General features: G+C 67.2%; 12 protein-coding genes. 5 read left to right on the top strand and 7 right to left on the bottom strand.

Going from position 1 to position 12743, the window contains the following annotated elements:
- Nucleotides 1-14: 14 nt before the first annotated feature.
- Nucleotides 15-440 (bottom strand): cupin domain-containing protein, encoded by a 426-nt coding sequence (locus AC6LJ9_RS21890; RefSeq protein WP_498149176.1) that lies wholly within the window; start codon nucleotides 438-440, stop codon nucleotides 15-17.
- Between the two features lie 163 nt (nucleotides 441-603).
- Here AC6LJ9_RS21890 and folC point away from each other — a divergent pair, with 163 nt between their 5' ends.
- The 4 genes from folC (at nucleotide 604) to purF (ending at nucleotide 4895) form a co-directional block, all read left to right on the top strand.
- Nucleotides 604-1914, top strand: coding sequence for a bifunctional tetrahydrofolate synthase/dihydrofolate synthase (folC, locus tag AC6LJ9_RS21885; RefSeq protein ID WP_498140668.1), 1311 nt, complete (start codon nucleotides 604-606; stop codon nucleotides 1912-1914).
- Between the two features lie 99 nt (nucleotides 1915-2013).
- Complete coding sequence (locus AC6LJ9_RS21880; RefSeq protein WP_498149175.1) at nucleotides 2014-2856, top strand: SPOR domain-containing protein; 843 nt, start codon at nucleotides 2014-2016, stop codon at nucleotides 2854-2856.
- Nucleotides 2856-3344 carry a CvpA family protein gene (locus AC6LJ9_RS21875; protein ID WP_102770938.1) on the top strand — a complete coding sequence of 163 codons (489 nt, stop codon included), beginning with the start codon at nucleotides 2856-2858 and terminating at the stop codon, nucleotides 3342-3344. The genes AC6LJ9_RS21880 and AC6LJ9_RS21875 overlap by 1 nt, the downstream gene beginning before the upstream one ends.
- Before the next feature lie 30 nt (nucleotides 3345-3374).
- Nucleotides 3375-4895, top strand: coding sequence for an amidophosphoribosyltransferase (purF, locus tag AC6LJ9_RS21870; RefSeq protein WP_498149174.1), 1521 nt, complete (start codon nucleotides 3375-3377; stop codon nucleotides 4893-4895).
- A gap of 80 nt (nucleotides 4896-4975) precedes the next feature.
- Here purF and AC6LJ9_RS21865 read toward each other — a convergent pair whose 3' ends face one another.
- The 6 genes from AC6LJ9_RS21865 to map all read right to left on the bottom strand — a co-directional run bounded on the left by AC6LJ9_RS21865 (nucleotide 4976) and on the right by map (nucleotide 10933).
- Nucleotides 4976-5497 carry a M48 metallopeptidase family protein gene (locus AC6LJ9_RS21865; protein WP_498149173.1) on the bottom strand — a complete coding sequence of 174 codons (522 nt, stop codon included), beginning with the start codon at nucleotides 5495-5497 and terminating at the stop codon, nucleotides 4976-4978.
- Nucleotides 5485-6090, bottom strand: a complete 606-nt coding sequence (locus AC6LJ9_RS21860; protein ID WP_498149172.1) for a nucleotidyltransferase family protein — start codon at nucleotides 6088-6090, stop codon at nucleotides 5485-5487. Before AC6LJ9_RS21860 ends, AC6LJ9_RS21865 begins: the two co-directional genes overlap by 13 nt.
- A gap of 3 nt (nucleotides 6091-6093) precedes the next feature.
- Nucleotides 6094-6579, bottom strand: a complete 486-nt coding sequence (locus tag AC6LJ9_RS21855; RefSeq protein WP_498149171.1) for a disulfide bond formation protein B — start codon at nucleotides 6577-6579, stop codon at nucleotides 6094-6096.
- A gap of 94 nt (nucleotides 6580-6673) precedes the next feature.
- Nucleotides 6674-7387 (bottom strand): MarC family protein, encoded by a 714-nt coding sequence (locus AC6LJ9_RS21850; RefSeq protein ID WP_212321902.1) that lies wholly within the window; start codon nucleotides 7385-7387, stop codon nucleotides 6674-6676.
- Nucleotides 7388-7488: 101 nt separating this feature from the next.
- Nucleotides 7489-10098, bottom strand: a complete 2610-nt coding sequence (locus tag AC6LJ9_RS21845; protein ID WP_498149170.1) for a [protein-PII] uridylyltransferase — start codon at nucleotides 10096-10098, stop codon at nucleotides 7489-7491.
- Between the two features lie 13 nt (nucleotides 10099-10111).
- The gene (gene map, locus AC6LJ9_RS21840) at nucleotides 10112-10933 is read right to left on the bottom strand and encodes a type I methionyl aminopeptidase (protein WP_498149169.1); all 822 of its coding nucleotides are present in this window, start codon (nucleotides 10931-10933) and stop codon (nucleotides 10112-10114) included.
- A gap of 850 nt (nucleotides 10934-11783) precedes the next feature.
- On the opposite strand from map, the gene rpsB reads away from it, so the two are divergent.
- Entirely contained in the window at nucleotides 11784-12533 is a 750-nt protein-coding gene (gene rpsB / locus AC6LJ9_RS21835) for a 30S ribosomal protein S2 (protein WP_498140652.1), read from the top strand.
- The last annotated feature ends 210 nt before the right edge of the window (nucleotides 12534-12743 follow it).

Genomic DNA, 12743 nt, shown 5'->3' with positions numbered 1-12743 from the left:
GGCGGGGCGCCGCGTCAGGCGGCGGGGGGCGTCGGGAAGCCGCGTATCACGCGGTCCGGCGATTCTTCATAGGGTGGGGTGTAGATCACCAGCAGCCGCGCGGGCTGGTCGCTGGTCACGGTGAAGACGTGCGGCACGTCCGGCGGGAAATAGCAGCAGTCGCCCGCAGCCATGTCGGCCCATTCGTCCGCCACCTGCGCCCGCGCGGTGCCGGACAGCAGGTAGCAGACCTGTTCGATGCCGGGATGCGCATGCGGCAGGGCGCCCTTGCCCTTTTCGATCACGCCCAGCAGAACTTCCACGTGGCGCGAGCCGACGGTGTCCGGGCCGATCAGGCGCCGGTTGAGCGTGCCGGTGTGGTTGGCTGGGTGGTAGCCGGGCACGTCGGCCTCGCGGACCAGCCAGGCGGGGGTGGGTTTCGCTGTCGTATCCAGACTCATGCATGCTCCATGAAATTCTCATCCATGAATTTATTTTCATGTATGAGAAAAATATCGGCAAGGAATTTTGCATGCGATTCCTGGCCGTCCAAGGGGGGATTAGGGAAAACGCCGGTCCCGCGCTGATAGAATCGCGTGTTGCGTTCCTCTCTGCCGTCCGTCCATGTCTCCTGTCCAAAAGCCCGCGCCCGCCGCCACCCTGTCCGATTGGCTGCGCTATCTGGAATCCATCCATGCCACGGCCATCGACATGGGCCTGGAGCGGGTGCGCGAGGTCGCCGATCGGCTGGGGCTGGCGCTGTCCGGCGTCAAGTTCGTGGTCGGCGGCACCAACGGCAAGGGGTCCACCTGCGCCATGCTGGAGGCCATCCTGCTGGCCGCCGGCTACAAGGTCGGGCTGTACACCTCGCCCCATCTCATCGATTTCAACGAGCGCGCCCGCGTCAACGGCCAGATCGCCACCGACGAGGCGCTGATCGAGCAGTTCCAGGCGGTTGAAGCCGCCCGGGGCGACACCTCGCTGACCTATTTCGAGTTCACCACCCTGGCCATCCTGCGCCTGTTCTCGCAATCGCGGCTGGACGCCGTGGTGCTGGAAGTCGGCCTGGGCGGCCGGCTGGACGCGGTCAACATCGTCGACGCGGACTGTTCGATCGTCACCAGCGTGGATCTGGATCACATGGACTGGCTGGGCGACACGCGCGAGAAGATCGGCTTCGAGAAGGCGCATATCTACCGTTCGGGCAAGCCCGCCATCTGCAGCGATCCGTCGCCGCCGCAGTCGCTGCTGGACCATGCCGCCGCCATCGGCGCCGACCTGTGGCTGTTCAGCCGCGATTTCAATTACTCGGGCGATCGCCAGCAATGGGCCTACGGCGGGCGCGAACAGCGCCGCAGCGCGCTGGCCTATCCCGCGCTGCGTGGCGCCAACCAGTTGCTCAACGCCTCGGCGGCGCTGGCCGCGCTGGAATCGGTGCGCGATTTGCTGCCCGTGCCGCAGCAGGCGGTGCGCATGGGGCTGCTGCAGGCTTCGCTGCCCGGCCGTTTCCAGATCCTGCCCGGCCAGCCCGCCGTCATCCTGGACGTGGCGCACAATCCCCACGCCGCCGCGGTGCTGGCGCAGAACCTGGACAACATGGGTTTCCATCCGTACACCCACGCGGTCTTCGGCATGCTGAACGACAAGGACCTGGCGGGCGTCGTCGCCAAGCTGGGCTCGCGCGTCGACCATTGGTATTGCGCGGGCCTGCCGGGCCCGCGCGGCGCCAGCGGCGAAGACCTGGCGCGGCAGGTCGGCCAGGCCCTGCCGGCCGCGCCCGCGGGCGGTGAAAATCCCAGCGTGCAGGCCTACGCCGATCCCGCCGCCGCCTTCGCCGCGGCGCGCGAACGAGCTGCCGAGAATGATAGAATCGTGGTGTTCGGGTCGTTTCTCACCGTGGCCTCGGTTTTGCAGGCCCTGGGTCGCAAGGCATAGGCAAGAGCGCGGGCAATCGGGGCTAGATTCGGTTCATCGGCAAGGCGGCGGCAAGCCGCCGCGTCGTCCGCCGAAAGGCGCCGCAAGGAATTCTCTTCCATGGGTTTTTTCAAACGCAAAGATCCTGCCGACCAGGCGCAGTCCTCCAAACGGGCGGCCGTGCCCAGCGAAGTGCAGGCGGCGGAGTTGCGCGGCCGTGCGCGGCGCAGGCTGGCAGGCGCGATCGCGCTGGTCCTGGCGGCCGTCATCGTGCTGCCCATGGTGCTCGATTCCCAGCCGGTTCCGGTTGCGGACAACATCCCCATCAAGGTGCCGGAACGCAACACGCCGTTCCAGCCCCAGGTAAGCGAGCCGCAGGTCGCGCCGCCCGTTGCGTCCGCGCAGGGCGCGGGCCAGGCGCCTGGCGCCGCGCCAGCGGATCCCGCTGGCTCCATCCCCGCGCCGCCGCCGGTGGTCTCGGTGCCGCCGCCCGTGGTGACGGCCCAGCCGCAAGTGCCGCCCGCCAGCACCACGCCGGCGACGTCGGCCGCGGCGCAGCCGTCCAGGCAGGATCCCAAGCCTGCCGCCAAGCCCGATCCCAAGCCGGAACCCAAGCCCGCCGCCAAGCCGGAAACGCGCACCGACGACGGCGCGCGCGCGCTGGCGCTGCTCGAGGGCCGCAGCGCGCCTGCCGCCGCCGCGCCCGCCGCCAAGCCGGCCGCGACCAAGGGCAATTTCGTATTGCAGGTCGCCGCGTACACCACGTCCGATGACGCGCAGTCGCGGCGCAGCAAGCTGCATCAGGCCGGCGTGACCAACGCCTTCGTGGAGCAGGCGAACATCGGCGGCAAGCAGCAGTACCGTTTGCGCGTGGGGCCGTTCCCCTCGCGCGAGGCGGCGCAGGCGGCCCAGGCGCGGCTGCGCACGCTGGGCTATGACAACGGCTTCATCGCCGCCCAGTAGTGACCGGTTTCGACTTCGTCGTGCTGGCCATCCTGGTGGTATCGGGTGTGCTGGGCCTGGTGCGCGGCCTGCTGAAGGAAGTGCTGTCGCTGGTGGCGTATCTGCTGGCGTTCGTGGCGGCGATCTGGTGGGGACCTACGGTCTACGCCTGGTTGGAGCCATACATTGAAACCACGCTGCTGCGCATGGGGGTTTCCTACGCGGCGGTGTTCATTATCGTGCTGTTAGGCGTGGGCCTGGTCAATATGACGCTTTCAGCCTTGATCCGCAGCACCGGACTGAGCCCGGCCGACCACGGCCTGGGCGGAATGTTCGGGCTGGCCCGCGGTCTGCTGATCGTGCTGGCGCTGGTCGCCGCCGCCGGTTATACGCCCTTGCCCCAGGAGCCCTGGTGGCAGGACGCCATGTTTTCGCATTCGGCCATTGAGGCCATCAAACATATCAAGACGTGGCTGCCGCCGTCGCTGGCGACCTGGCTGCCGTATTGATTTGCTTCACATCAACCAGGAACTCTCACCATGTGTGGAATCGTAGGGGTCATCGGGCGCGGGCCGGTCAACCAGCTGCTCTATGACAGCTTGCTGCTGTTGCAGCATCGCGGGCAGGACGCCGCGGGCATCGCAACGTCGCAAGGCAACCAGTTCAATATGTACAAGGCGCATGGCCTGGTGCGCGACGTGTTCCGCACCCGCAACATGCGCGCGCTGCCCGGCACGTCCGGCGTCGGCCAGGTACGCTATCCCACGGCGGGTTCCAGCGCCAGCGAGGAAGAGGCCCAGCCCTTCTACGTGAACGCCCCGTTCGGCATCATGTTCGCCCACAACGGCAACCTGACCAACTGGCGCGAGCTGCGCGAATCGCTCTACCGCGTCGACCGCCGCCACATCAACACCAATTCCGACTCCGAGGTCCTGCTGAACGTGCTGGCGCACGAGCTGCAATCGGCCGCCAGCGGCGTGTCGCTGGACGACGACGCGATGTTCCGCGCGGTCGCGGCGGTGCACAAGCGCGTGCGCGGCGCCTACGCCGTGGTGGCGCAGATCTCCGGTTATGGCTTGCTGGCCTTCCGCGATCCGCATGGCATCCGCCCGCTGTGTATCGGCCGCCAGGAAACGGAAGAGGGCGTCGAGTGGATGGTGGCGTCCGAGTCGGTCGCGCTGGAAGGCAGCGGCTTCGCCTTCGTGCGCGACGTGGCGCCGGGCGAGGCGGTCTTCATCGACCTGGACGGCCGTTTCGTCAGCCGCCAGTGCGCCGACAATCCGCAGCTGGTGCCCTGCATTTTCGAATACGTCTACTTCGCCCGGCCTGACTCGCTGATTGACGGCGCGTCCGTCTACGGCGCCCGCCTGCGCATGGGCGAATACCTGGCCGACAAGGTCGCGCGCAACATGCGCCTGGGCGACATCGACGTGGTCATGCCGATTCCGGATTCCTCGCGTCCCGCCGCCATGCAGCTGGCCGCGCGCCTGGGCCTGGACTACCGCGAGGGCCTGATCAAGAACCGCTACGTCGGCCGCACGTTCATCATGCCGGGCCAGGCCGTGCGCCGCAAATCCGTGCGCCAGAAGCTCAACGCCATCGGCATGGAGTTCAAGGGCAAGAACGTGCTGCTGGTGGACGACTCCATCGTGCGCGGCACGACCAGCCGCGAGATCGTGGACATGGCGCGCGCCGCTGGCGCCAACAAGGTCTATTTCGCCTCGGCCGCGCCTCCGGTGCGCTTCCCCAATGTGTACGGCATCGACATGCCGACGCAGCAGGAACTGATCGCCACCGGTCGCAGCGACGAGGAAATCGCCCGCACCATCGGCGCCGATGCCTTGATCTACCAGGATCTGCACGACATGCAGCAGGCCGTGCGCGACGTCAATCCCGCGCTGTCGCGTTTCGAGGCGTCCTGCTTCGACGGCGAATACGTCACGGGCGACATCACCGCCGAATACCTGGCGCGCCTGGGCCAGTCGCGCGGGCAAGCCAGCGATGGCGAATCCGCCGGCGGCCTGCAGTTCAATATGGGCTACGCGGCCAACGACGCCTGATCGTCGGGCGTTGCTGGTTGAAAAGCCGTCCCTTGCGGGGCGGCTTTTTTCATTCTGGTGGGCCGGGGTTGGGGGGGCTGTCAGCCCGCCGGCTCCCACAGCGCTTCCCGGGTCGCATCCAGATGCGTCAGGTACAGCCGCAGGTCGAATTCGTACTGGTGATACTGCGGTTCCATGCGCTGGCACAGGCCATAGAACGCCTTGTTGTGTTCCTTTTCCTTCAGGTGCGCAAGCTCGTGCACCACGATCATGCGCAGGAATTCCTCGGGCAGGTTGCGGAACAGCGTCGCCACGCGGATCTCGTGCTTGGCCTTGAGCTTGCCGCCCTGCACGCGCGATACATAGGTATGCTGGCCCAGCGCGTGCTGCATGACCTGGATCTTGCTGTCGTAGGCAACCTTGCTGATCGGGTCGCCGTTGCGGATGTAGGCGTTCTTCAGGTCGACCACGTAGTCATACAGCTGGCGGTCGGTGCGCACGCCATGCGCGCCTTGCGGATAGCGGGCGCGCAACGCCGGGCCCAGGCGGCCCTGGTCCATGAGTTTGCGGGCCTGCTCGAGCAGCGGCGGCGGGTAGCCGGCCAGGTATTTCAATGCGGACATGGAGTCAGCTCAAGCTCGGCCGCGAGCCGAAGCCGCGGCCATTTTTCGGCATAACGCTTGGCGCGCAGCCGTTGGGCGAACAGCGCCGGATCGGCGAGCGCCGGGCTGGGGCGCAGGATCAAGGCGAACAGGTCGGACAGCCCGTGCGGGCACAGGATGCGCAGCGCGTCGTCGCCGTCCAGCGATACGCCGACGCAGGTTGCGGTTTCAGGCCAGGCGGCGATGCCGGCTTCCAGCGATGCGATGGGGGGCGGAACGCGCTCGTCGTCGCGGCGCCACAGGTGCACGCGCGCCTGGTTGACGACCTCCCAGGGCGCGTCCGGCGCCGCGCTGCGCAGGCGGGCGGCCAGCTCGGTTTCACGTGCCGGTGACAGGTCGGCGGAATCGAAATAAACGAAATCCACGTCGGCGGGTGCATGGCTGCCCGCCGGCAGTCCGTGCAGGTGATTCCAGACCAGCGCGCGCACCGCGCCGGCGCCGATGCACCAGTCCAGCCCGGTCGCGCATGTCCGTGCCGCGCGCAGCCAGCGCATCAGCGGCTCGTGGGCGCGGACCAGGGCGCGCAGCGCGTCGGCGCGGGGATCTTCAATCACCGATTACTGCGCGCGTCCGCGGCCGAAGGCGGCGCGCAGGGACAACAGCAGCACGACCACGAACAGCGCCAGGCTCCACAGCGCGTATTCCACGCCCAGCACCGACACGACCGCGTCCATGCAGGTGGCGTAGATGCCGAACAGCCAGGGCACGGCGGCATCCAGGCCGGCGCCGCTCATGAAGCGGTCGGCGAAGGTCTGGTCGCAGGACAGCATCTTGGCGGCCACGCTGTACTGGTACCAGGCGGCGACGACGCCCGCCAGACCCAGCAGCGCGGCCAGCGCGCCGCAGACGCGCGTCAGGGCGCGGCCGCCGCCGAAGCCGCCGACCAGCGCCAACACGCCGATGACCAGGTAGATCAGGCGCTGCATCACGCACCAGGCGCAGGGCGGCATGTCGAACGCATGCTGGGAGATCAGGGCGACGCCGACGGCGCCGAAGCAGAACAGGGCGACCAGGCGTAGCAGGCGTTCGGAGCGGGAGGTCATGGTTTCAATGAATCTTGTCGATGGGTTGGTGGGGCCGCGGCGCGGCGCGGGGCAGGCCGGGGCCTGCGCGGGCCTTCCGGCCGGTGGCCTAGACCTAGACCTTGGGAACCGGAATTGGTTGCATGACCTGCTGCAGCACGCCGACCATCAGTTCGCGCGCGCCTTCCCAGAAGATCTGCACGCCCAGGCACAGCATGATGAAGGCCGACAGCCGCATGAACACGGCGGTGCCATTGTCGCCCAGACGGTGCAGCATCTGCGCCGCGAAGCGCAGGCAGATATACAGGGTGACGGAGACCACGATGATGCCCGGGATGGAGCCGGCCAGCCGGACCAGGCTCAGCGCGTGGTTCTGGTCGCGCAGCGACACGCCCACGGTGATGGCCGCGGCGATCGAGCCGGGGCCGCAGCTGATGGGGAAGGTCAGCGGGTAGAAGGCGCGGGCCCTGGCCATTTCCGGGGTGAACGATTCGGCCAGCCGCGCCACGCGCTCGGTGTCGGCATCGGGCGAGTTGACCAGGCGCCAGGCGCTGGCGATCACCAGCATGCCGCCGCCCACGCGCACGATGGACAGCGAGATGCCGAAGAAGCTCAGCAGCACGTTGCCGGCCACCATGGCCACGACCAGCATCAGGCCGACGTTGATGGCGACCCGCTTGGACAGCACGGTGCGGGTCGAGGACGACGCGCCTTCGGTGAGCGACAGGAAGATCGGGGCGATGGCCGGCGGATTGAGGAAGGGCAGCAGGGTCGCCAGCGCGAAGAGGAAGCTTCCGCCGAACACGCGCAGGTAGTCGTAGAGCTGCATGGAGGGCCATCGCCGGAACCAAAACCCGGATTGTATGCGTTGGCGGCCCGCGTGGCGATGCGCCGCGCGGCCGCTATTGCTTGTGCCGGGTCACGCCGCGATCAGGCCGCGCGCTGGCGCGCTTCCTCGCCGGCCAGCGCGTCCAGGATGTCGCGCTCGAACTGCATCTGCGAGCGGGGCCGCTCCAGCGCCGCGCCGTCCACGATGAACACGTCCTCGACGCGGTCGCCCAGCGTCATGATCTTGGCCATGAGCAGGTTCACCTCGTGTCGCGCGAATACCTGCGCCAGCGCGTGCAGCAGGCCGGCGCGGTCGGTGGCGGTCACCGACAGGCGCCAGGACTTGCTGCGCTCGTCGGGCTGCAGTTCGGCCTGGGGCATGACAGGAAACACGCGTGACACGCGCGACTGGCGCGCGCGTCCGTAGTGGCCGCCCGTGTGCGCAGGCTGTTGCGCCGTGGCCGGCGGGGCCTTCAGGCGCTCGGCCAGTTCGTGTTCGACCAGGGTCGCCTGGGCGCGCAGGTCGGCGTCGCCCTCGGGCAGCAGCACGATGAAGCTGTCCAGCGCCCAGCCGTGGCGGGTGGTGTGGATGCGGGCGTCCTGGATCGACAGCGACTTGGCGGCGAAATAGGCGCAGATGGCCACGAACAGATCGGGCACGTCGCGCGTGTACACCATGATCTGCAGGCCTTCGCCCTGTTCGGTGGGGCGGGCTCGCACCACGGGCTCGGCCGGCGTCACCTGGTGATAGAGGTGACGCGTGTGCCAGGCGATGTCCGAAGCGTCGTGGCGCAGGAAATAGGCCACGTCGAGCTGGTTCCAGAAGGCCTCGCGGGCGTCGTCGCGCAGGCCGGCGCGGCGGGTCAGGCGCGCGGCTTCCTCCTTGCGCTCGGCCAGCACGGTATGGGCGTCGGCATGGGCGCCGCCCAGCGCGGCCAGCGTCAGCCGGTACAGGTCTTCCAGCAGCTTGCCCTTCCAGGCGTTCCAGACCTTGGGGCTGGTGCCGCGGATGTCGGCCACGGTCAGCAGGTACAGGGCGGTCAGGTGGCGTTCGTCCTTGACGATGGCGGCGAAGTCCTGGATCACGGCCGGGTCGGACAGGTCGCGCTTTTGCGCCACGGCGGACATGAGCAGGTGCTGGCGCACCAGGAATTCGGCCAGCTCGGTGTCCTCGGCGTCCAGGCCGTGCTCCTGGGCGAAGCGGCGCAGGTCGCGCGCGCCGAGTTCAGAATGGTCGCCGCCGCGGCCCTTGGCGATGTCATGGAACAGCGCCGCGACATACAGCAGCCAGTGGCGGTCCAGGCCGGCGATCAGCTGGCTGGCCAGCGGATATTCCTGGGCGTGCTCGGGCATGGTGAAGCGGCGCAGGTTGCGCACCACGGCCAGGGTGTGCTGGTCCACGGTATAGGCGTGGAACAGGTCATGCTGCATCTGGCCGACGATGCGCCGGAACACCGGCAGATAGCGCGGCAGGATGTTCAGCATGGTCATGCGGCGCAGCTCGTGCACGATGCCGCGCGGCTGCTGCAGGATCTGCAGGAACAGCTTGCGGTTGACCGGGTTGCGGCGGAACTGCGCGTCGATGCGGTGGCGCGAATGCCAGATGGCGCGCAGCGTGCGCGCCGACATGCCGGTCAGCTCGGGATGCTGCTGCATCACCAGGAAGGCGCGCAGCAGCAGCGTCGGATTGCGCTCGAAACCGTCGTCGCGGATGATGTCCAGCCGGTCGCGCAGGTTGCGGAAATCGTCGTCGATGTCGCGCGCGTCGCTGTCCGGGCGCGGGAACAGCCGCTCTTCGATGTTCTGCACCAGGATGACGTTGAGCTGGGTCACCAGCCGCGCCGCCCAGTAATAGCGCTGCATCAGCAGTTCGCTGCCGCGTCGCGTGGTGGTGGCGTGGATGCGGTAGATCTCGGCCAGCGCGGGCTGCAGGTCGAACAGCACGCGGTCCTCGCGGCGGCGGGCCAGCAGGTGCAGCTCGATGCGCAACCGCTTGAAGGCCTGTTCGGCCTTGCGCAGGTCGCGCGCCTCGGATGGCGTCAACAGGCCGGCCTGGGCCACCTGGCGCCAGTTGTCGCCGAAGCCCGCCGCGCGCGCCATCCACAGGATGACCTGCAGGTCGCGCAGGCCGCCGGGCGATTCCTTGCAGTTCGGCTCCAGCGCGTAGGGCGTGTCCTGGTAGCGGGCGTGGCGCTGCTGCATCTCGACGCGCTTGGCGCGGAAGAAGGCGCGTGGGTCCAGGCGCGCCTTGGTGGCTGCGTCGAATTTCTTCATCAGCGCGCGGCTGCCCGCCAGCCAGCGCGATTCCAGCATCGCGGTTTCCACCGTGATGTCGGCCTCGGCCTCGCGCTGGCAATCCTCGATGGTGCGCACGCTGTGGCCGGGCTCCAGGCCCAGGTCCCAGAGGGCCGCGACCAGCCGTTCGATCGCGGCCTCGTCGTCGGCCGATGGCGCTTGCGGCAGCAGGATCAGCAGATCCACGTCCGAATGTGGATACAGCTCGCCGCGGCCATAGCCGCCCACCGCCGCCAGCGCCGCGCCTTCGGGCAGCGGGTGCTGCTTGACCAGGTCGCGCAACGCGGCGTCGACGATGCGCCGCAGTTCGGACAGCAGCGTGTCGGGGCGCTCGTGCTCGCGGAACTGGGCCACCGCCGTCCGCCGGGATTCCTGGATGCGTTCGCGCAGGGAGGTGAGGGGGGCGACGGCGGTCATGGTGGAGGCTGCGTCAGACGGCGGGGATGACGAGGGGTTCGGTAATGAAGGCAGGCGGCTGGGGCATGCCCGGCGACAGGGTCAGCACTTCGTAGCCGGTATCGGTGACGCAGACAGCATGCTCCCATTGGGCCGACAGGCTGTGGTCGCGCGTCACGACCGTCCAGCCGTCGGACAACTGGCGGATTTCGCGGCGGCCGGCGTTGATCATGGGCTCGATGGTGAACAGCATGCCCGTCACCAATTTCACGCCCGAACCGGGCTTGCCGTAGTGCAGCACCTGCGGATCTTCATGGAAGCGCTGGCCGATGCCGTGGCCGCAGAATTCGCGGACCACGGAAAAGCCGTTGGCCTCGGCGTGTTTCTGGATGGCGTGACCGATGTCGCCTAATGTGGCCCCGTTCTTGACCTGCTGGATGCCCTTCCACATGCACTCGAACGTGACGTCGGTCAGCCGGCGCGACAGGATGGATTGCTCGCCCACGGGGTACATGCGGCTGGTGTCGCCGAACCAGCCGTCCTTGATGATGGTGACGTCGATGTTCAGGGCGTCCCCATTTTTCAGGACCTTGTCGCCCGGAATGCCATGGCAGACCTGGTGGTTGACCGAGGTACAGATGGCGCCGGGGAAGGGCGGGTAGCCGGGCGGGGCGTAGCCCACCGTGGCGGACTTCACCTTGAGTTCGTCGGTCAGGTATTCCAGGCAGAGCCGGTCCAGCTCGCCGGTGGTGACGCCCGGCTTGACGTGGGGGGTGATGAAGTCGAGAACCTTGGCGGCGTCCTGGCAGGCCGCGCGCATCTTGTTCAGGTCGTCCGGATTGGTAATGGTGCCCATGAAGTAACTGAAGCTCTCTTGCTTGAATGTCTGCTGGAAAGAATAGTAGAATTATAGGCTTCCCTAAATTTTTGGGGGGCGGTGCGCGACGGAGGAGTCTGGTCCGACGGGACTAAAAGCCTTTCATACGCGCAGAGCAAGTAGTGTAGTAATCGGGTTTAGGTTACGGCAAAGAGCCTTCATCCGGTTTGTGCGATCTGGATTTGGTCAGTCGGCGCTCTGGCGCCCGGCAAGCCGGCCCAGGCGGCGGTTTTTCCGGTATCGGGATTCTTTGGCATCTGTGTCCGCAAGCGAAGGTTGTGGATGGCGGGAAGCAAAAGGACAACGACGCGGAAGGGCGGCGGCGGCGGGGGCGGCCTGGCGGGTTTCACGAGTGCGGAAAGGCCGGAACGGCAAGCGCAGGCTGGAGCGGGGCATGCCCGTAAGCCCGGTCATGTTTTTGAGCGGCGATGCAGGTTCCCTGTGGACGGCGGCCTAAGTTCTTGGAAGACGGGTTTCCCGGTTTCTTGAAGAAATGCCCCGCGGTCTGATGCGTGCGCGGTAGCACAGGCGCATGAATGGAACTCGATTTCGCCACAGACGAAACAGGTCCGGGCGCGTCCCATCTTTAAGGGGGGGCGTTCAGCGGGCGGCAACGCAAGGCTCTTGGTCGTGATGGCCGTCTGGGTTTATCGCGGCAGAGCAGGTTGCGGGGCGTCGCAAGGCGTCCTGAATGAATGCGGCAGTGATCGGCAGGTCCGGTTAAAATTTTTTCATCCCGCATGTGCGGGAAATCGCGCGCAACACCACCCAGGGTGTCGGCAAAGGCCGATGCAGGTGCGGCGCAAGAAATCAACCCTTGGAGAATAGAATGTCCCTGATGCGCGAAATGCTGGAAGCGGGTGTCCACTTTGGTCACCAGACCCGCTACTGGAACCCCAAGATGTCCCAATACATCTTCGGCCATCGCAACAAGATTCACATCATCAACCTCGAAAAGACGGTTGAGAAGTACGTCGAAGCCACCAAGTTCGTGAAGCAAGTGGCTGCCCGTGGCGGCAACATCCTGTTCGTCGGCACCAAGCGCGCCGCCCGTGAACTGGTCGCCGTCGAAGCCGCCCGTTGCGGCATGCCCTTCGTCGACGCCCGCTGGCTCGGCGGCATGCTGACCAACTTCAAGACGGTCAAGACCTCGGTCAAGCGCCTGAAGGACATGGAAGCCCTGGTCGCCGAAGGCGGCGCCGAGCGCATGATCAAGAAGGAAGGCCTGCTGTTCCAGCGCGAACTGGACAAGCTGAACAAGTCGATCGGCGGCATCAAGGACATGAACGGCCTGCCCGACGCCATCTTCGTGATCGACGTTGGCTACCACAAGATCGCCATCGCCGAAGCCAAGACGCTGGGCATCCCGGTCGTGGGCGTGGTTGACACCAACCACTCGCCCGACGGCATCGACTACGTCATCCCCGGCAACGACGACTCGGCCAAGGCCATCGCGCTGTACGCCAAGGGCATCGCCGACGCCGTGCTGGAAGGCCGCGAGCAGAACCTGAACGGTCTGGTCGAAGAGCTGGGCGAAGGCCAGGAAGAGTTCGTCGAAGTGCAGGACAACCAGGCCTAAGCCTGCTGTCATGTCCGGCGGTTAGTGTCTGGGAGCGGCGGGTCCCCCCCCCCCCCCCCCCGCGTTGCGGGGGGGGGGTCCCCCCTTCCACGCCCCCCGTCAGCGGGGGGCCCACCCAAAACCAACCCCCCCCCCCCCCACCCGGGGGGGGCTTTTCCAAATTTTGTGAAAAAATGGCGTAAATACCCCCCGCCCTGGGTAGGAAATGAG

This window comes from Achromobacter sp. 1011811831 (genome assembly GCF_059760905.1).
Note: the sequence above shows the minus strand (reverse complement) of the source record. Positions and strands in the feature narration are given on the sequence as shown.